This window comes from Mesorhizobium waimense (assembly GCF_003601975.1).
In the GTDB taxonomy this organism is placed as follows: Bacteria; Pseudomonadota; Alphaproteobacteria; order Rhizobiales; family Rhizobiaceae; genus Mesorhizobium; species Mesorhizobium waimense.
In genome coordinates this window covers 1-19,911 of record NZ_QZWZ01000071.1, presented here as the reverse complement: position 1 = coordinate 19,911, position 19,911 = coordinate 1, and the positions used below count along the sequence as shown (strand labels likewise).

General features: G+C 60.1%; 16 protein-coding genes and 4 pseudogenes. 13 read left to right on the top strand and 7 right to left on the bottom strand.

The window, feature by feature from the left end; translation table 11 throughout:
• The 5 genes and pseudogenes from D3227_RS37370 to D3227_RS37350 all read left to right on the top strand — a co-directional run.
• A pseudogene (locus tag D3227_RS37370) lies at positions 1 to 598 on the top strand (ISKra4 family transposase); the annotation flags it as partial.
• Positions 599 to 639: 41 nt separating this feature from the next.
• Complete coding sequence (locus D3227_RS37365; protein ID WP_167481035.1) at positions 640 to 1,758, top strand: CocE/NonD family hydrolase C-terminal non-catalytic domain-containing protein; 1,119 nt, start codon at positions 640 to 642, stop codon at positions 1,756 to 1,758.
• Positions 1,759 to 1,915: 157 nt separating this feature from the next.
• A pseudogene (locus D3227_RS44580) lies at positions 1,916 to 2,393 on the top strand (Tn3 family transposase); the annotation flags it as partial.
• Positions 2,394 to 2,748: 355 nt separating this feature from the next.
• Entirely contained in the window at positions 2,749 to 4,257 is a 1,509-nt protein-coding gene (locus tag D3227_RS37355; protein WP_167481034.1) for an alkaline phosphatase family protein, read from the top strand.
• A complete protein-coding gene (locus tag D3227_RS37350) occupies positions 4,229 to 5,287 on the top strand; it encodes a threonine ammonia-lyase (protein ID WP_120019099.1) in 1,059 nt (352 codons plus the stop codon). The genes D3227_RS37355 and D3227_RS37350 overlap by 29 nt, the downstream gene beginning before the upstream one ends.
• Before the next feature lie 171 nt (positions 5,288 to 5,458).
• Here D3227_RS37350 and D3227_RS37345 read toward each other — a convergent pair whose 3' ends face one another.
• The 4 genes from D3227_RS37345 to D3227_RS37330 all read right to left on the bottom strand — a co-directional run bounded on the left by D3227_RS37345 (position 5,459) and on the right by D3227_RS37330 (position 8,853).
• On the bottom strand, positions 5,459 to 5,707 hold the full coding sequence (locus D3227_RS37345) for a hypothetical protein (RefSeq protein WP_120019098.1): 249 nt from the start codon (positions 5,705 to 5,707) through the stop codon (positions 5,459 to 5,461).
• 9 nt (positions 5,708 to 5,716) lie between these two features.
• A complete protein-coding gene (locus D3227_RS37340) occupies positions 5,717 to 6,589 on the bottom strand; it encodes an isocitrate lyase/phosphoenolpyruvate mutase family protein (protein ID WP_120019097.1) in 873 nt (290 codons plus the stop codon).
• Entirely contained in the window at positions 6,564 to 7,748 is a 1,185-nt protein-coding gene (locus D3227_RS37335; protein ID WP_120019104.1) for a pyridoxal phosphate-dependent aminotransferase, read from the bottom strand. The genes D3227_RS37340 and D3227_RS37335 overlap by 26 nt, the downstream gene beginning before the upstream one ends.
• A 196-nt stretch (positions 7,749 to 7,944) precedes the next feature.
• Positions 7,945 to 8,853: a LysR family transcriptional regulator gene (locus tag D3227_RS37330; RefSeq protein WP_120019096.1), complete on the bottom strand. Its 909-nt coding sequence runs from the start codon at positions 8,851 to 8,853 to the stop codon at positions 7,945 to 7,947.
• Positions 8,854 to 9,044: 191 nt separating this feature from the next.
• Between D3227_RS37330 and D3227_RS37325 the strand changes: the two genes are divergently transcribed.
• The 8 genes from D3227_RS37325 (at position 9,045) to D3227_RS43370 (ending at position 16,333) form a co-directional block, all read left to right on the top strand.
• Positions 9,045 to 10,616, top strand: a complete 1,572-nt coding sequence (locus tag D3227_RS37325; protein ID WP_120019095.1) for an ABC transporter substrate-binding protein — start codon at positions 9,045 to 9,047, stop codon at positions 10,614 to 10,616.
• Positions 10,617 to 10,633: 17 nt separating this feature from the next.
• Positions 10,634 to 11,689 carry an ABC transporter ATP-binding protein gene (locus D3227_RS37320; RefSeq protein WP_208646558.1) on the top strand — a complete coding sequence of 352 codons (1,056 nt, stop codon included), beginning with the start codon at positions 10,634 to 10,636 and terminating at the stop codon, positions 11,687 to 11,689.
• Positions 11,686 to 12,678, top strand: a complete 993-nt coding sequence (locus D3227_RS37315) for an ABC transporter ATP-binding protein (RefSeq protein WP_120019094.1) — start codon at positions 11,686 to 11,688, stop codon at positions 12,676 to 12,678. The genes D3227_RS37320 and D3227_RS37315 overlap by 4 nt, the downstream gene beginning before the upstream one ends.
• Positions 12,678 to 13,613, top strand: a complete 936-nt coding sequence (locus tag D3227_RS37310) for an ABC transporter permease (RefSeq protein WP_167481032.1) — start codon at positions 12,678 to 12,680, stop codon at positions 13,611 to 13,613. Before D3227_RS37315 ends, D3227_RS37310 begins: the two co-directional genes overlap by 1 nt.
• Positions 13,614 to 13,616: 3 nt before the next feature.
• On the top strand, positions 13,617 to 14,486 hold the full coding sequence (locus D3227_RS37305; protein ID WP_120019092.1) for an ABC transporter permease: 870 nt from the start codon (positions 13,617 to 13,619) through the stop codon (positions 14,484 to 14,486).
• Between the two features lie 31 nt (positions 14,487 to 14,517).
• Positions 14,518 to 14,712, top strand: coding sequence for an FAD-dependent oxidoreductase (locus D3227_RS37300; RefSeq protein ID WP_342634044.1), 195 nt, complete (start codon positions 14,518 to 14,520; stop codon positions 14,710 to 14,712).
• 35 nt (positions 14,713 to 14,747) lie between these two features.
• A complete protein-coding gene (locus tag D3227_RS37295; protein ID WP_167481031.1) occupies positions 14,748 to 15,992 on the top strand; it encodes a M24 family metallopeptidase in 1,245 nt (414 codons plus the stop codon).
• 83 nt (positions 15,993 to 16,075) lie between these two features.
• Positions 16,076 to 16,333, top strand: a complete 258-nt coding sequence (locus D3227_RS43370; protein ID WP_245452100.1) for an alkaline phosphatase family protein — start codon at positions 16,076 to 16,078, stop codon at positions 16,331 to 16,333.
• Positions 16,334 to 16,490: 157 nt separating this feature from the next.
• Here D3227_RS43370 and D3227_RS37285 read toward each other — a convergent pair whose 3' ends face one another.
• From D3227_RS37285 to D3227_RS37275, 3 genes and pseudogenes are all read right to left on the bottom strand, one after another.
• On the bottom strand, positions 16,491 to 17,522 hold the full coding sequence (locus D3227_RS37285; RefSeq protein ID WP_120019090.1) for an IS110 family RNA-guided transposase: 1,032 nt from the start codon (positions 17,520 to 17,522) through the stop codon (positions 16,491 to 16,493).
• Positions 17,523 to 17,605: 83 nt separating this feature from the next.
• Positions 17,606 to 19,348 (bottom strand): annotated as a pseudogene (locus D3227_RS37280) (ISL3 family transposase).
• Positions 19,314 to 19,911: pseudogene (locus tag D3227_RS37275) on the bottom strand (ISKra4 family transposase); the annotation flags it as partial. The pseudogenes D3227_RS37280 and D3227_RS37275, both read right to left, overlap by 35 nt.

Here is a 19,911-nt window from a genome sequence, read left to right as displayed (position 1 = left end):
CTTCATCACCGACGGCGGCGAGGAAGTCCGCTCACTTGCCGAAATGATCGGCCCTGCCAGCGAGCATGTGCTAGATTGGTTCCACATCACGATTCGCATCACTGTGCTTCGCCAGTTCGCCCAGGGCCTTCGCCACCATGACGAGGAAGCCGGCAACGGCATGCTGGACATGCTATCCCGGATCAAATGGTATCTGTGGCACGGCAACACGCACCGGGCTCGCGAGGAGATCGATTGGTTGCTCGACGATGCCGATGCCACGGAAACCGACTATCCCAACATGAGAAAGCTCCTGACGGCGATCGGCGAGTTCCGGTCGTATATCGGATCAAACCACGCCAGCCTGATCAACTACGGCGAACGCTACCGGTCCGGAGAGCGGATATCCTCCGCCTTCGTCGAGGCGACCGTCAACGCCGTCGTCAGCAAGCGTTTCGCCAAGAAACAGCAGATGCAATGGAGCCGGACAGGCGCGCATCTCCTGTTGCAAACCCGAACGCAGACCCTCGACGGCTCTTTGCGGGCGACCTTCGAAAGGTGGTATCCGGGCATGGCAAACGATAATCACCGAAACTCCGGCAATCGGGCGGCGGCATAGCTGCCACACAATTCCTCATGGTCCCGCATGACAACGGACTGATGGCCGAGCCACCTTTGCAGTTCTACATGATGAAAAACGGATCTACCGACCGGTATCAGGAGCACCGTCCTGGCCGATGGGTTGCCGAGGATGCCTGGCCGAGCAAAACGGTCAGTTCGCGTGTGTATTCCATCAATTCCAACAGTCTCGACGCGGTGCCCCTGATAGAAACCGCGCGCTTGCTGTCTTCGCCGCAAACGACCGGGTTATCTTCCGGAGAACAGGGCAGCTTTGCAATCGTGGGAGATTTGCCGGGCGATCAGTCGCTTGATGCTTTCGGCTCGCTGCAGTTTGATACGGCCATTCTGGATGAAGCCGTTGAGATTCTAGGTAATGTTGAAGTTGAGATTGAACTTTCATCAGATCGGCGCGACGCACTTCTCGCGGCTCGCCTCATCGACGTAGCCCCAGACGGCCGAGCGTACCAGGTCACGTTAGGGTTTCTGAACCTGACCCACCGTGACAGCAGCGAGCGCCCGGAAGCGTTAATACCGGGGAAGCGGTATCGCGTGCGGATGAAACTTTTCGGAGTTGGCTATACATTTGTTCAGGGGCACCGCATTCGTCTTGCCCTTTCTAGCGCCTATTGGCCAATGGTTTGGCCTTCGCCTGAGCACGCGACCCTGACAGTGTACACCGGGTCGTCACAGCTCACCTTGCCAATCAGAAAGGCATCTGAGAAGGCCTCCGAACAGATCAAATTTCCGCCTCCCTTGAAAATGGACGGTATAAAGAAGACCGTACTTCGGCCGGGGCTTGTCGAGCGATCAGTTACAGATGACCAAGTCACCGGCGAGATTACACATCGGCTCTTCATCGACGGTGGCGTTTTCGGCGACTGGGGACGCTTCCTGATCGACGACATCGGCTTGGAGACCGAACATTGTTACGAGCGGACCTACAGTATCAAGCCGTCCGAACCCAATTCGGCAAAGGCCAAGATGACTCAGAGCTATGATTTGTCCCGTGGCGGATGGAAAATCAAGGTGACGGCAAGCGCGGACATGACTTCGACACCGACGACGTTTGAGCTGTTCGCGTGGATCGAAGCGTTTGAGGGCAACGAGCTCGTACGGCGCCGAGAGTGGAAGGCCAGTATCCCTCGCGATCTCGTCTGAACGATCCGTTGATCAGCAGAAGCACGGCGCATGTGAGAGCGCTCACCAGGCGAACCAGACCGGGCCTCGCAAAGCGCGCAAGGTTTTGCGTTGATAATCACCGAAACTCCGGCAATCGGGCGGCGGCATAGCTGCCACACAATTCCTCATGGTCCCCCTGCCGTCGATGTTGCTACGCAAACTCGGTTCTTACAACCGAAAAAGCCTGCTGTGTCTTGCCTTTCGTGAGCTTGGTCGCGTCGAACGGACCCTGTTCTTGCTGCAATACATCTCCCAGCCGCGAACAAGGCAGGCAATCCGCGCGGAAACTACCAAAATCGAGTCCTTCAACGATTTCCTCGACTGGATCACGTTCGGAGGCCCCGTCATCAAGAGCGGCGATCCGGTCGAATAGGAAAAGCAGCTGAAATATGAAGCCTCGTTGCCAACGCCATCATGCTCTCGAACGTCGCTGATCTTAGCGCTGCGATTACTGATATGGCCTCGGACGGGCATCCTGTCACACCCGAACTCGCGGCTGCCATCAGCCCCTACATCAGAAACGCATCCGCCGCTTTGGAAAATACGGTCTCGACATGGATGACCGGCCAGGACCGTTAGTTCCGCGCGATCTCCCGTTCGAAATTCCCTTGTGACCGGTTTTTACACCTATCCTCAACCCACCCCGCCTGGCGCAGGCGGAAATCCGCTTGCAGGCGGATGGGAATCCTCCCCTTGAATTATCGAATTATGCGAACGTTATCATCGGATTATGCGATATGTGTCATTGATTTTTTAATCAGCCTAGATAATCGTCTCCCCTGAAAGAAGACGCCATTGGGGCCGGCGCATCTATGACTTGGCTGCGTCGGGAGCGTTTGATCAGGATTGGGCCAAGACTTAAGTTTTCCTCCGCCCTCTGGGAGTTTTCTTCCGAGCTGCATTAATCCGATAAGACAGGAAAAGCACATCGGCGCTAGCCGCTGGCGTGCCAGCACTAGGAACAGAATGTTGAACGACAGCGAACATCGTGTGAGACGCGTTCCCCGCGTATTACTGATCTGCCTGGATAGTTTGATCCCCTCAGCCATCACCCCAGAAGCAATGCCCAATCTTGTCAAGGTGATGGATTGGGGCACGCGGTTCGCCAATCACCGGGCTGTCGTGCCCAGCGAGACGCTGGTCAACATGGCCTCGATGCTGACCGGTACCAAGGTTGGCGAACATGGTATCGTCGCCAATCAGTTCACCGATCGCAGCATCACCGGGTGGCCGTCGCTCAATCTCGGTGTCGCTGAAGAGATCGACGCATGGATGGAGCGCCATGGCCGGCTGACTCCGATGCGTACCTTTGGCGAATATCTCCATGCTGCAGGTCAGAAGTTAGCGGTTGTGTCGACGTGCTCGTCAGGCGCGACCCGAATGATCGATCCGCACGGGCGTGCCTTGGGCAATTTTTCGCTATCCTGCCATTCGCCGTCAACTTCCTACCCCGAGGTGGATGTGGAGCGGATAAGACGGCAGTTTGGCGCCTGTCCGCCGTGCTGTGAACCGGACGTCGAAGCCGCGCGATACGCAGTAGACGTGCTGCTGGATTATGTTGTGCCCGTCGTTTCGCCGGACACTGCAATCCTCTGGGTGAACGAGCCGGACACTAGCTACCATGCGTTTGGCACCACTGGCCCGTCAACGACCGCCACACTGACCGCCGTCGACAATGAACTCGGCCGAGTGTTCGATTGGTGGAGGAGAAACGCCACCGTTGAGTGTTCTCTTTTTATTGCTTCAGATCACGGTCATATCGATCTGGAACCCGTGTCGCCGGTAAATTCCGATTTCGAGGCGGTGTTCGGTCACTTGCACGACGAGAGCGTCATGCCAGAGGGCCTTCGTAAGCGCCTGGCGCGGTGCTCCACCGTTTACCTCCCGACGGAGGCACGCCCCGAACTGCACAACCTTACCCAGTCGCTGCTGGACAAGCCGTGGGTCGGGCACGTCTTCTGTGCGCCCGTCGGTGTCGACGGTTCCGTACCGCCCGGGACCCATCCGATCAGCCTCATTATGGGTGCCGGCGCGCGCACGCCGGACGTCGCATTCACGGTCATTGCCGAGACCAAGAAGAACGTCCAAGCAGCTGTTGCCCGCGCTGATATCGCGGACCTCAAACGCGGCAATCATGGCGGCCTGGAATCGCGCGAACTGGAATGTCTCTTTCTGGCAATCGGTCCGAAGTACCCGGCTGGCACACTATCGTACGACCCGTCCACGACCGACGGGGTTTTCAGAGAATTGATAGACGCGGCGGGTTTAACAACCGGAAACGACGGCGCGCCCTGTGGGCAGACCCGGCCGTTCGAGTGCACTGCCGAGATCGATGGCCGACGATCTGTCGTTCGAGGAACCTTCGATGGGAAGTATCATAACATCATCGGCGGAGCGGTCGAATTTGTCCCGTCACCGCAACCTGAATTCCAAGTAACAGTTGGCGAAGATGGACGATCAAACAGGCCCGTGCATTGACAGTGATTCCTGGGCTCTTGAGGCCCCTGATCTTGACGAGATTGAGGCCGCCATAGGCAATGTCGCTACGCTCTGCAACGTCACGCCGGTGCTGGAATCAGCCGCACTGAACAAGCGGCTAAACGGCCGCCTACTAGTAAAGGCAGAAGGGCTGCAACGCACTGGCTCGTTCAAGCTACGCGGCGCGGTCAATCGCATCACGCAACTCAATGAAGGCGAATGCCGTCGTGGCGTTATTGCGTTCTCGTCAGGTAACCACGGCCAGGCTGTTGCTGCGGCGGCAAAGCACTTTGGTATCCATGCTCTCATCGTCATGCCATCCGACGTATCCCCGCTGAAGCTCAGAAAAACGACCGAATTGGGTGCAGAGGTGGTCTTTTACAACAAAGCCACCCAGGATCGCGAGGAGGTTACAGCTCGCATTGTGAAGTCACGAGGACTTGTTCTCGTCCCACCTTATGATGACCGGCGGATCGTTGCCGGTGCGGCGACCCTTGGTCTTGAACTGCTGCGGCAAGTCGCGAGCCTCGGCACATCACTTGATGCGCTTGTGGTGAACTGTTCGGGTGGAGGGCTGACAGCGGGATGTGCTCTGGCACGCAACGCGCTGTCACCCTCAACCGCTCTTATCGCTTGTGAACCGGAAGCCTTCGATGACACGGCTCGCTCGCTCAAACTGGGGACACGGGTACGCAATGATTTGGCAGCGCAATCCATCTGTGATGCACTGCAATCACCGATGCCAGGTCAGCTCACGTTCAAGATCAATCGTGAGGCCATCGACGAATGCATTACTGTAACTGATGCTGAGGTCATTGATGCTATGGCCGTTGCGTCGGAGGAATTCGGACTGGTGGTCGAACCCGGCGGGGCGGCATCATTGGCAGCCGTTTTGAGTGGCAAGGTTTCCATTGCCGACAAAGTCGTCGGCATCACCTTCAGCGGCAGCAACATTGACCGCGAGAGCTTTGTGAAACTGCTTTCGCGATTGGAAACGCCCGTTTCGGCATGGCGGACGCACGAGCTGTAGTTAGATCCCTGAGGCTATCTGCTTCAGTCGCCCTGAGCGGGGGTGTCGAGGCGGGAGCTACGTGTCAAACTGCAGTTCTGATCCGACGCTAGTGCAGTGCCGCTTTATAATTGACTTCTGATCTGTCCTTGATCTTTGACGTCAGCGACCTCGGATTTGTTCTGGGAACGACTAATCTGACCGGATGACATGCGCCTGAACCGCTTCCTTCCAAAGCCACAATTCGTCTTGAGCAGACAGCGCCTCCGCGCGTTCCTCGACATATCGAGTTGCGACTTTGACGAAGACATCGTCACCGAATATGCCGCGAAATGCCGTGATCCGATCAAGATCGAACGACAACGTTGCGGCGTCTCCGTTCTGGGCGACAGAGACGCCGAAATCGGGAGCATCGGAATTTGCCGCGGGTGTCAGCCGCATCGTGCCATCCTATCTCAGGAACCGCTTTTCGTCGGCCTTGACCTGATCCATCTTCTGCAGCCGGAAGATCTCCTCCACCGGCACAATGTCCTTATGTACATTCTGCACGCCGCCGTCGGCAATGATGCGGCGGAAAGTGTCCTGCATCGCCGTCGTTGCGGCACGGATACCATAGTTGCCGTAGATGGTCATCTTGATATTGCCGAGCGCGTGAATGCGGGTGGCGTCGAGTTCCGGATAGGCGTTCGGAACGATGACGAGCGGGACCGGTCCGTTCCAGGCGCGCGAGAAACTCTCGATTTCTGCCGGGTCCTTCTTCTTCGAGTGGATCAGCACCATGTCGGCGCCGGCCTCGGCATAGGCCAAGCCACGTTTCAGCGCTTCGTCCCCGCCAAGTCCGGCGATCAGGGCTTCCGTGCGGGCGATGACGATAAAGTCGGGGTCGGAGCGGGTTGCCACCGCCGCTTCGATCTTGCCCTGGAATTCCTTGATGCGCAGCAGTTCCTGGCGCCCGTCGGCGGCAAGGCTCGTCACCTTCGGAAACGTCTTGTCCTCGATGACGACGGCCGCTGTGCCGGCCTTTTCGTATTCGCGAGTGGCGTGGATGACGTTCAGCGCATTGCCGTATCCGGTGTCGATGTCGGCAACGATCGGCAGCGACGATTGGCCGGCGATGGCGCGCAGCATGTCGAGATGCTGGGTCATGGTGATCAGGCTCATATCGGCGAGACCGTAAAGGGCCGACAGTTCGAAGCCGGAGGCCCAGATCCCGTCGAAGCCGGCTTCTTCCGCGAGGATCGCCGACAGCGGACTGTGGGCCGCCATGACATGGATGAGGCCGCGTTCGGCAATGGCCTCACGCAGTCTTCTTGCTTTGCTCATGATAGGTCTCGCTTTTTGAAAGGGCTTCGCAAGCCGCGAGGATGCGGCCGCACGCCTGTTGCAGGTCTTTGATTGCCGCGGCATAGGAAATGCGGATATAGGGCGAGGCCATGAAGCCCGAGCCAGGAACGACGGCGACGCCGAACTGGTCGAGGAGATGGAGGGCAAAATCCATGTCGTTCTCGATCACCTTGCCCTGCGGCGTCACCTTGCCGATGACGCCCGCGCAATTGACGAAGACATAGAAGGCGCCGTCCGGGGTGCGGCATTTGAGACCCTCGGCCTCGTTAATCCGCCCGACCACGAAATCCCGGCGCTTTTCGAATTCAGTTACGAAGGCGCCGACATAGTCCTGGTTGCCGGCGATCGCCTCGATTGCCGCATATTGCGAGATCGAACTGGTATGCGACGAGGTCTGCCCCTCGATCGTGTTCATCGCCTTGATCAGATCCCTGGGCCCCGCGCCGTATCCGAGGCGCCAACCGGTCATGGCACTGGACTTCGAAACACCGTTGACCGTCAGCACCCGGTCGATGAGATCGGGCGCGGCTTCGGCCATGGTGGCAAACCGGACGCCGTAGACGAGCTTCTCGTAGATGTCATCGGCAAGCACATGCACCTGCTTGTGTTCGCGCAGGACCTTGGCCAAAGCGGCAAGATCGGATATGGAATAGACCGCACCGGTCGGGTTGTTGGGCGAGTTCAGCATCAGCCACTTGGTGCGTGGCGTGATCGCCGCTTCGAGATCCTGCGGTTTCAGCTTGAACCCGAAATGCTCGTGGCATTCGACGAGAACCGGCTCGCCGCCGGCAAGCCGCACCATGTCGGGATAGGAGACCCAGCAGGGCGTCGGAATGATCACCTCGTCGCCGGGATCGAGGCTTGCGAACAGGGCATTGAACACCACCTGCTTGGCGCCGCAGCCAACGGTGATCTGGTCGATATCATAGGCGAGCCCGTTGTCGCGCAGGAGCTTCTCCCGGATCGCCTCGCGCAGCGGCTTGACGCCGGCGACCGGCGTATAGCGGGTCCGGCCGCTCTTGATGGCGGCGATACCGGCATTCTGGACTGCTTCCGGCGTGTCGAAATCCGGTTCGCCCTGGCTCAGGGTGACGACGTCGACGCCCTTTTCTTTCAGGGCGGCGGCGGCGGCGGTCATGGCCTTTGTCTGGGAGGGCCGGACGGCTTGTAGTCTCTTGGCGATGAGTGGCAAGGCAAATTCCTCGAAGCTTGGGATCTGCCCCAGAAGTATCGGCGAAGGCCACCATTCGCCAGTTTTGCCATCGCATAAGACTGCTTGAATGATCGTATTTTGCGATGAAAGCGCGCGAGGCCCAGCATGATGGCCTTGTCCATCAAGCGGGAACGCTGTCCTCCGTCATCTTACGGCAAAGCCGGGTCAGCCAGCGGCAGAAGGCGCGCGCGACATCCGGATTGTCGCTGCGATCGATGGCATAAGCACGATACTGCATGCCGCTCGGCGCCCGTGAGCCGGCCATCACCTCCACGAGACCCTGGCGGATCAGGTCGGCAACGAGGACATGCGGCGCCACCAGCAGGCTGCTGCCCGTCGTCACCGCCGGAAGCGCCATGTAGTGATGATCATAGCGCGCGCCGGAGGTGATTTCCGAGGTCTTCAGGTCGAGGCCGCGAAGCCAGGTGGGAAGAATATCGGGCCTTGAAGTCACGGCAATGACCGGGGTGTTCCGCAGGGCTTTCAGACCACGGCCGACAACGCAGTCGGGGGCGCCGACGCAGACGAGCTGCTCGTCATAGACGTCCCACCGGTCTCCCGGTTCCGTCAAGGTCAGGTCGCGGGTGAGCAACACGTCGAAGCTGTCGGTCGACGTCGGCGCCGACAGGGTGCTGATGACATCGACGGTGACGCCGCCCATTTCCTTCGAGAAGTCGCGCAGGTTAGGGATCAGCACGGTATAGGCGAAGGTCGCAAGCGAAGTCCGGACGACGAGCCGGTTGGCGTCCTTCCTGCCGTTGCGGCGCATCCGCCTGGCGGTGAACAGGATTGTGTCGAGCGGTTCGGCGACGGCGTCGGCGAACAATCTTCCGAAGTCGGTCAACTGGCTCTGGCGCCCGCGCCGTTCGATCAGCTTGGCCCCGAGATAGTCTTCCAGAACGGCGATGTGACGGCTGACCGAACTCTGGGTGATACCGAGCGTCCTGGCGGCGCCGGTCACACTCTTGTCTCTCGCGACCTGCACGAAGGCCCGGACAGCGTTGAGGGATAGGTCCTGTTCCACGTTCACGAAGCGCTCCCCAACAAACAATCCAGATTCGCCGTATTGTTATCGCATAATTCGATGATTGTCATCGGTCTGCAATAAATCCGGTAGAATGCTTCTGAACAGAAGGCCGCGCGAGACGCACCGCGCCCTCATATTAACCCGAATGCCGATCAAGCGTATTCGGCAACCACTCAAATAAGGGATGGACGGCCATGCATGATCTGATCTTTACCAGACGGGACCTCCTCGCAGCGGGCGCCGCGGCCGGCCTGGTGTCCATCGCTGGAGTGCGCTTTGCTGCCGCAGCGGGCGCCGAACGCAAGACGCTGCGGATCGGCATGTCGGGTTTTCCGGCAGCCATTGAACCGGCCCTCTACAACAGCACGGCCGCGCGTCGGGTTATCCCTCAGATTTTCGATCCACTCATTAGCTTCGATCAGTCCGCGAAGATGGCACTTCGGCCGGCTCTGGCCGAACGCTGGGAGCGCGTCGACAATACGGCGCTGCGCCTGTTCCTGCGCAAAGGCGTCACCTTTCATGACGGAAGTCCTTTCACCGCCCGTGATGTCGCCTTTTCGCTCAGTCCAGATCATCTCCTCGGTCCCGGCAGGGCTGGCAAGACCGTCGGCATGCAAACGCTCGAAACCATTGATCGTGTTGAAATTGTCGACGACCACACGGCTATCGTTCACGCCAAGGGCGATGATGCGCTGCTCGAAAAGAGACTTGCTTCCTGGTCATCGGAAATCGTTGGCAGCCGTGCGTTTGAGGCAGCGGGCAGCTGGGACAAATGGACTGCAGCGCCTATAGGAACTGGTCCATACCGCGTCGTCAGCCAGACCCTCGATGTGAACGTCGTCCTGGATAGCTTCGACGATTATTGGGGTGGCAAACCGCCGTACGCCGGTATCGAGTACCGGATCATTCCAGAGCTTGCCTCGCGCATAAACGCGCTTTCAGCCGGGGAAATCGATTTCATCACCGACCTTACGCCGGACATGTTCGCGGGTATCGATGGCCAGCAGGACCTTGAAGTGGCCGGTGGCCCGGTACAGAACATACGCACCTTGGCGATTGACACGACGGGACCCATTCTCTCGAAAGTCGCTGTACGGCGGGCGCTCAGCCTGGCACTTGACCGCAAGGCACTCGTGCAGGCGCTTTGGCAAGACAGACTGCCTCTTCCGAACGGCTTCCAGCTCTCGAGCTTCGCCGATGGCTATATCGAGGACTTCCCGGCGCTGGCCTACGACCCCGATCTCGCCCGCAAACTTCTGGCCGAAAGCGGCTACAACGGCGAAACCATCACCTACAGGCTTTTGAACAACTACTATCCCAACCAGGTTGCGGGGGCCCAGATCATGCTCGAGATGTGGCGGTCGGTTGGCCTCAATGTCGAAATCCAGATGATGGAGAACTCCGCCCAGCTTGTACAGAAACCGATCAACGCGATTTACGACAACTCAACCACCGCGATTTTTCCGGATCTCCTCGCTCACGCTTGGCGGCTCTTGGGTCCCAAAGGCGAACTTCCAAAGCTGGAGATGTGGCAAGACAAGGAGTTTTTTGCCCTTGGCGAGAAACTGAAGGTGACGGCCGATACGAAGGCGCGGCGCCCGATCCTGAACCGCATGCTGGAGATCATCGACAGGGACGATCCGCCCTGCGTGATCCTGCATGTCTCAGGCCAGTTCTACGGCAAGCGCAAGGAAATCGCCTGGGCGGCGGGCCAGACGCTCGACCTGAATTTCGGACCCTCCAACGCCGCCTACCAGCAGAACTGATGGTCATGCGAGCAAGCATGACAGTACAGCATCCCATTCCGGCCGCACCTGCATCGAAAATCCCGGCGACACTGTCGCCGGGACGTTTGTTGACAATTGAGAACCTCACCGTCGGCTTCAACGGCGTGCGGGTTCTTCGCGGGATCGATCTGACGCTTGCCAGGGGTGAAGCGCTGGGCGTCGTCGGAGAGTCTGGTAGCGGCAAATCCGTGACTTGGCTTGCCGCATTAGGGCTGCTGCCGAAAACGGCGGAAGTCTCCGGAAGCGTCCGGCTGGACGAGGACGAACTCCTCGGGCTGCATGCGTCGCGGCTCAACCGGGTGAGGGGCGGCCGGGTGGCGATGATTTTCCAGGACCCGTCGAGCGCACTTAATCCCGTCATCCGGATTGGCCGGCAGATTGGCGAAGTGCTTGCCCGGCATCAGGGCATGTCCGGCGCGAGCGTGCGTGCGGAAGCAAAGCGGCTGTTCGATCTCGTCGGCCTGCCGGATTCCGCCCGTCGCATCGACGCCTATCCGCACGAGCTTTCCGGCGGGCAGAACCAGCGGGTCATGATCGCCATGGCGCTTGCCGGTAAACCGGACGTCCTCATTGCCGATGAGCCGACGACGGCGCTCGACGCCACCATCCAGGCCCAGATCCTCGACCTACTGACCACCATCAGGAAGGAGACGGGCATGGCGCTTGTTCTCATCAGCCACGATCTCGGAGTGGTTTCGGAAACCTGCGAGCGGATCATGGTCATGTATGCCGGCGGCATCGTCGAGACGGCGCCATCAAACTTGATCTTCGAAACCCCGCGGCATCCTTACACGCAAGGTCTGCTGGCGGCCGTGCCGCCATTCGAAGGCGCGGTGGAGAGGCTGGTTCCCATTGAGGGCCAGGTTCCACATCCCGCGAATATGCCGACGGGATGCGCGTTCGCGCCCCGCTGTTCAAGGCACATGTCCGAATGCGAGAAGATTGTGCCGCCACTCAAATCCATTGCCGCCGGTCGCGCCTCCGCCTGCCTGGCGGAAGAGGGCGCACAGGCCGAACGTCATTCCAGTCCAATCAAAAGCATGTCGGCATGACCGAAAATATCGTTGAACTTCAGGCCATCTCGAAAAGCTATGCAACCCGGCGCGGCCTTTTTGGCCGAAGGGTCCCGGTGCGGGCCGTCGATGAAGTGTCCTTGTCGCTCGCCAAGGGACAAACGCTGGCGCTCGTCGGCGAATCCGGCTCGGGAAAGTCGACGACGGGGCGGGTGGCGCTCGGGCTTGAACGAGCGGATACCGGATGCGTGCTCTTCCGGGGGACCGAACTGCCGGCAGCCGACACGCGAGCCTGGCGCCGCATGCGTGCGCAGATGCAGATGATCTACCAGGATCCGCTCGCGGCACTCGACCGGCGGCTCACTGTTCTCGACCAGGTCCGCGAGCCCCTGGACATCCATGAGATCGGATCCGCATCGGAACGAAACGACAAGGCGCTGGCCATGCTCGGCGCGGTCGGTTTGAACGCAAGCCATGCCGGGAGCCTGCCTTCCGAGCTTTCCGGCGGACAGCGCCAGCGCGCCGTTCTCGCCCGGGCTTTGATCATGCGTCCGGAACTGCTCATTTGCGACGAGCCGGTCTCGGCGCTGGACGTCTCGATCCAGGCGCAGGTGGTGAACCTGCTGATGGACCTCCAGAAAGAGATGCATCTCAGCATTCTCTTCATCAGCCACGACCTGAAGGTCGTTCGCCAGATCAGCCAGCGCATGGCCGTCATGTATCTTGGCCGGATCGTCGAATGCGGTGACACGAAGGATCTGCTGGCTAACCCCGCCCATCCCTATACGAAAGCGCTCGTATCGGCCGTTCCGGTCGCGGGCGGTCGCACGCGCGAGCGGATCATTCTCACCGGCGAACCGCCCAATCCCGCCGCCCGGCCGACAGGCTGCGCATTCCATCCCCGTTGTCCCGTCGCCCGTCCACAATGCGCGAGTGTCTCGCCCGCGGTCACTACCCTGTCCAATGGGCGAAGCGTCGCCTGCCACGCTGTCGAGATCGCGCCGACATTCATGGGGGCTGAAGCCTGATGTTTCGATATTTTATCATCCGCATCCTGCGCGCGCTCCTGACCGTCGCACTCGTGGTTACCTTCGCTTTCATCGTTCTGCGGCTTTCCGGCGATCCCGCCTACAGCATCATGGGCGATAATGCGTCACCCGAAGCCCTGGCCGCCTTCCGCAAGGAATGGGGCCTCGATCAGCCGCTCTGGAACCAGTATCTCCACTATTTCGCAGCGATCGTTCACGGCGAGCTCGGCCAGTCGATGCGCGGCGGCGGACCGGCGCTGGACCTTGTCCTGTCGCGCATTCCGGCAACCCTGATGCTGACGCTTCCCGCCCTCCTCATGAAGCTGGCGATCGGTATTCCGGCAGGCATCTATGCGGCGCTGCATCGCGACAGCCTCATCGACCGCGCCGTCATGGTCACCGCGGTTGCGGGCTATTCCGTTCCGAGTTTCGTGCTGGGCCTTGCACTCGTACAATTGCTGGCCATCTGGCTGGCATGGCTGCCGACCGGAGGGGCGGGCAGCCCGCTGCATCTCATCCTGCCGATCGTGACACTCGGCGTCGGCGGCGCCGCCGTGCTCGCCCGTTTCGTGCGAAGCGCGATGCTGGAGGTACTTGGCCAGCCCTATATCAGGACTGCCAACGCCAAAGGCATCCCGTGGACGGCGGTCGTGCGCGACCACGCGCTTCCAAATGCCGCCATTCCGACGGTCACCATCGTCGGCTTCATGGTCGGCAATCTGATTGCGGGCTCGGTCGTGGTCGAGAGCGTGTTTTCCTGGCCGGGCGTCGGCAATCTACTGGTCGTGTCGGTCGCGGCGCGCGATCTGTCGGTCGTGCAATGCATTCTTCTCTTGGTGGCGGCCGCGATGGTGCTGTCAAACCTCGTTGTCGACTTCCTCTATGGCTTTCTCGATCCGCGTCTTTCGAACGATAACACCGCCGGGAGGCACTGACCTATGACCATGGCTGAAAAGATCGACGACACATCGACCGCCAAGCGCAAGCAGGTCAGATCAAGCCGCGTTCCGCTCTCCGTCGCCGCCGGCATCCTCTGGATCGTCGTCATCGTCTTTCTGGCACTGCTTGCAGATCAGATCGCGCCCTACCAGTACACGGCGCTCGATCTGCCGCGCCGACTGGCGGCGCCGTTTACACCCGGACACCTGCTTGGAACGGACGAACTCGGGCGGGACGTCCTGTCGCGGCTGATCTACTCCGTTCGCATCTCCTTGGTGGTTGCGCTCTGCGCCACCATGATTTCGGCGTGCTTCGGCACGGCCATGGGCTTTGCCGCCGCCCACTTTCGCGGGCGCATCGAACAGCTCATCTTGATGCTGGCGGATTTTCAGGCGGCGATGCCCTTCCTCATCCTGTCGCTGTCGGTGCTTGCGTTCTTCGGCAACGCGCTGCCGCTGTTCATCGCTTTGATGGGCCTTTACGGCTGGGAGCGCTATACCCGAATTGCACGGAGCCTGGCGATCACCGCCAGCGCGCAAGGCTATGCCGGAGCCGTTCGTCAACTGGGTGCGAGCCCCAGCCGGGTCTATCTCAGGCATATTCTCCCCAACATCTCCTCGACGCTGATCGTTTCCATGACGCTCACCTTTCCGGAGATCATCCTGATGGAAAGCAGCTTGTCATTCCTCGGTCTCGGCGTTCAGCCGCCGATGACGAGCCTCGGCAACATGGTCGGCTATGGACGCGAATATATGACCAGCGCACCCTGGATCATGTTTGCGCCGGCACTGCTTATCGTCATCACGACGCTGTCGATCAGCCTGTTGGGCGACCGGCTGCGCGACCGGCTGGACAAAGGCTTGCAATAGGACAGGGCAAAGAATTCAAGACATTTGAGGTATGGGAATGAGAATGATCGTTATCGGCGCAGGCGTCTTGGGCTTCTCCGCCGCCTATCATCTTGCAAGGGACGGTGCGACCGTCACCGTCATTGATCCGGGCAGTAGATATCCTGCCATGCAGGATATCTACGGATTTCGAACTGTACAGACCGGCGCGGTTCTCGCAGTCGGCTGCGGAAGATGCCGTCCCTGAGCCGATCTCCACGATTTTTTGAACAGGAACATCCAATGGCCTTTCTTCGCCCACTTAATCGTCAACGTGCACAGGTCCTCATGGAGCAGGACGAGCTGGATGGAATCGTGCTGATCCAACCAGAGTCCATCGTCTACGGCACAGGAGCCCGTCCAGGGAGCGCGTCAGGTTGGCGACGGGCAGGCGCCGTCTTCGTGATTGTACCTGCGGATGCGAGAGAGCCACTCACGGCAATAGTCGGGGATTTCTACGCTGAAGAGTTTCGTACGGCTTCGGGGATCGATGACATCGTCACCTTTCCGGTCTGGGTCGATCTGATCGACATCAGCAAGGTCCAGAAGGGCTCACTCAGGGAAAGGCTTTCAGTCGCCCGCCCGCCAGACCAGGTTCATCAAAGGCCGGCAAACTTTGATCGCAGACAGACATTCACGCTGCTTGCCGAGGTGCTCGCTCGACGCGGGCTTGCAACAGCACGACTCGGTACTGAGCACGCCTTCCTTCCCGTTGCAGACCAGGCGTGCTTCCAGGAAGCCTGCCCTGACGTGGACTGGTCGGATGCCTCGGGGCTCGTCAGTCGCTTGCGGATGATCAAGACCGCGGAGGAAATTAAACGGCTGAGGCTCGCGGCCATATCTGCCGAGGCTGGCACGACGGCCGCCATCGCCCATATTCGGCCTGGCTGCACCGCCGACGAACTCTTCTCGGTGTTCCGCGCCGCCTCTGCACAGCGCGCGGCCGAACTCGGGTACAACGGTCCGGTTTTGGCGAACGGCGCCATCACGATTGGACCTGGCGCCACCGGCAAAGGCCGTCCAGCCGAACGCGGCGACGTCATCCGTCTTGATCTTGGCTGCGTCGTCGAAGGTTATACGTCCGATTGCGCGCGCACTGCCGTGCTCGGTCGGCCGAGCGCGGATCAGCAGGCAATCTACGGCGCTCTGCGCAACGCCTTCGAAGCCGGTCTGGAACAGCTCCGACCCGGCGTGTCGTTGCAGAAGGTGCATACCACGGCGATGAAGACCATGCATGCACAAGGCTTCGACATGTATTGCCGCGGCCATTTTGGCCATGGTCTCGGTGCGTCCGTATTTGTCGAGGAATGGCCGTTCATAGCGGCGGATGAAACGAGGCCCATCGAAGCCGGAATGGTGCTGGCGTATGAACTGCCCTGGTACATCCGCGGCCTCGGTGCATTCATGCTTGAGGATCAGTTTATCGTCGGCGCGCAATCCGTGGACGCTTGCTGGACATTATCACGCGACCTGGCGATCTGCGACTGACGGGTTGCGCCCTGACCTCATCTCTCGCGAATTGACACCCAACCTCTGCCGCTTGCAGTCACTGGGCGTGACATTGTCGGACCATCTATCCCAGCGAGACGCGCTCAGCTTTCCCGAGCCTCGTAACCGGGGCCACGACCAATCTACACGGCATGATCGGCAACAAAAATGTCGACCTCGCTGACTTCGAGGCACCCGGCTGTCGCGCTGCATTTAATGAGGGTCTTCCTCATATGTGGAACGGCCCGGTTGGCAAGGTATTCTCTACGCAAATCTCCGTCGGACGGTGCAGTCATATGTCCGGCCTGTTGGCGCGGTCATTTGACCGCTGGCCACGATGATATCCGCGATCCCGATCGCCTGATCACTTTGACGCGCTCGACAGCGCATTGAGGAAGCCGGTCTGATCGGTATCGAGGTTATCGTCCCTCGGGTTCATCACGCTTTTGGTACCTTGCCGCTACATCCCGGAGCCGAGGCGCCGGAATTCCTTGTGTTCTATGCCCTCCCCATGATCGCCGGCGCTTGGTAGGTGCCGCCTTTGACAAGAAGCGCCCAAATCGTGCGCGCCATCTTGTTGGCCAGCGCTACGGCCGCGACCTTGTAGGGCCTCCGCGCGATTAAGGAGACGACCCAGGCGGGCAGCTTCACGCCACGACGTGCCTGCTTAAGGATCGATGTCGCGCCGACGATCAGCAGTGTTCGCAACTGCTTGTTGCCTCGCTTCGATATTCTGCCAAGCCGCTCCTTGCCACCGCTGGAGTTGGCCCTCGGCGTAATCCCGATCCAGGCCGCCAGATCGCGGCCTGTCCGGAACGCTGCGGGATCCTGGATCGTTGCCCGGACAGTCGCTGCGATGATTGGACCGACGCCTGGGATGCTGGTGAGCCGTCGAGCGGTTTCGTCAGCCTTCACTGCCGTCATGATCTTCGTATCGAGCGCTTCGATACGAGCCGTCAGTCGCTCGATCTGCTCAGCCATCTCCAGGAGTGCAGTTCGAGCTGCTGATGGAAGGCGGGCATCGTCGTCGTCACGTAGAATAGCGACGAGTTTGGCGATGCTGGTCATGCCGGTTGCGGCGACGATGCCGAGCTCGGCCAAATGGGCGCGCATGGCGTTGGCGGTCTGGCTTCGTTGGCGGATGAACAACTCGCGGGTCTTCAGGACCATCCCGGCAGCCTGCTCTTCGGGCGATTTGATCGGCACGAACCGCATGGTCGGTCTCGTCACCGCTTCGCAGATCGCCTCGGCGTCCGCCGCGTCGGTCTTGTTGCGCTTGACGTAAGCCTTTACGTAGGCCGGCGGCATCATCCTGACCGTATGCCCGAACTGGCCGATGGCATTCGCCCAATGATGCGCACTCGCGCAGGCCTCTAGGCCAACGAGGCACGGCTCGACGCTGCGGAAAAACTCCAACAACTGCGAGCGCCGCAAGGCTCGGCGGATGACGACGCGGCCGTCTTTGGTAACGGCGTGAACTTGAAAGACCGACTTGGCCAAGTCCAGGCCGATCGTGGTAATCTTCTCCATGGAACGGTTCCTTCTGTTTCGTGGCGATGGACGTCACCACAATAGGCACCTTCGATGCCGCCTCGAAGGGCCGTTCCACACCATCACTTTGTGTGGTGATAAGAATTGTTGAGCGGCAGCATGCGTGCTCGGAGGAGCTCCGGGCCAGCTCTACCATACATCGCACGTTTGATCGTCTTCAGGCGGTTAATCTGGCCTTCCGCCTGGCCATTGCTCCAGGGTAATTCGACGGCGTTGCGGACGGCGGCGATATCACGGCGCAGGACCCGCGCGAACCGGACGATCGAGGAGAGCCCTGAGTTGACCGCTTCGTCAATCCACATGTCGAGCTTGCTCGATTCACGGCTCCGAAGGATGCCGCGAAATCGCATGGCAAGGCTGCGCATCAGGACAAAGGCATGTGATCCCTTGCTTCAAGGCATCGACCTTCCTCGCCTGATTGATCGTCAGCATACTTCGCGGCTTCATGCAGAGGGCAGCGGCGACTATCGGCGAGATCACATGGCCGGTCTCAGGATCTCGTATCGGCACAACAATGCCATCTGGTTGTGGGTGTAAGAGCGGAGCCGGCGGCGCACTGTTCTTGCCTGGTTTATCGGCACGGCGCCAGCTTGCGAGCAGTCGCTCAAGATTCGAGAAACTGCCCGTGTAGCCGCGCTGCCTGATATCGTGGAACAGGTTTCGGCCGGAGCGATTGCCATGTGTCCAGCACTGGGTGAGAAACGCCTCAAAATATAACGGTGACGTCGGCTTCAACGCCGCCCTGCGTCGGTCGGGTGGCTTGTCGAAAGTCAGCCATTTCGCGATGCTGCGCGGACCGTAGCCGGTACGACGAGAGATCTCGGAACAGGACAGCCCTTCCTTGTGCAAGGCGTGAACCATCTCGAATACCATGTGTCGCGACAGTCGATGAGCGTAGCGCGCCTGGCGCCGATGCGTTGCGTCAACGTGCCGATCATTCCGAATCGGATCGACTTGCGCGCTCCCGATAGCCTCATTAGGCAGCAATGCCCGCCCCGTGGCGCGGCCCGAAAGGCTCATCTGCTCCTCGATTGCGATGCGCAGGTTGTGCATGAGATGAAACCGATCAGCCACCTGGCGCGCTTGCGGCGCACCCTCGCGAACAGCTTGTGCGTAGAGCCCGCATCGGTCTCGGCTCACGATTTCGATAGAAGGGTGCCGCTCCAGCCATTGCGCCACGCTCGCCACGTTCCGGTCCTCAAGAATATCGACAACCGAACGCCGCTCCAGGTCGACGATCATCGTCCCGTAGCGCCATGCTCGCCGCCAGCTCCAGTCATCGATGCCGACGACCCGAATCGCGGAGTTGCAGTGAGCGACCGCTGCATCCCGCTTCAGTTGTCGCAGGATCGTGTCATCGCTGACCGGCATACCGAGCCGTCCCATCAAGCGCTGTCGATGGCGGTTGAGAACCGCGTATAGATGGCGCCGAGAGGGAATTGATGCGGAATTCGGCTCGGAGTGGTGCTGTGGCCGAGCAGATTGACAATCTCTGCGACTCTCCTTGTGCGGCGCCCATAAGGGGATGCAATACTCGGTAGTCGATCGGTGAACGTTTGTCGTTCACACTTCTGATGCGCGCACCGCCAACGGCTCAGCCGGGGCGTTACCGTAACGGACTTGCCCTGAACCGGCAGATCCTGAAGGCTGCGGTTAGACCAGCCATGCCGATTTCGGCTTCGCAGTCCGCAATCGGGGCAAATGCCACACGTGGGTCCGACAGCGGAAACAACCCAACTATCATCGGGACCATGAGGAATTGTGTGGCAGCTATGCCGCCGCCCGATTGCCGGAGTTTCGGTGATTATCGTTTGCCATGCCCGGATACCACCTTTCGAAGGTCGCCCGCAAAGAGCCGTCGAGGGTCTGCGTTCGGGTTTGCAACAGGAGATGCGCGCCTGTCCGGCTCCATTGCATCTGCTGTTTCTTGGCGAAACGCTTGCTGACGACGGCGTTGACGGTCGCCTCGACGAAGGCGGAGGATATCCGCTCTCCGGACCGGTAGCGTTCGCCGTAGTTGATCAGGCTGGCGTGGTTTGATCCGATATACGACCGGAACTCGCCGATCGCCGTCAGGAGCTTTCTCATGTTGGGATAGTCGGTTTCCGTGGCATCGGCATCGTCGAGCAACCAATCGATCTCCTCGCGAGCCCGGTGCGTGTTGCCGTGCCACAGATACCATTTGATCCGGGATAGCATGTCCAGCATGCCGTTGCCGGCTTCCTCGTCATGGTGGCGAAGGCCCTGGGCGAACTGGCGAAGCACAGTGATGCGAATCGTGATGTGGAACCAATCTAGCACATGCTCGCTGGCAGGGCCGATCATTTCGGCAAGTGAGCGGACTTCCTCGCCGCCGTCGGTGATGAAG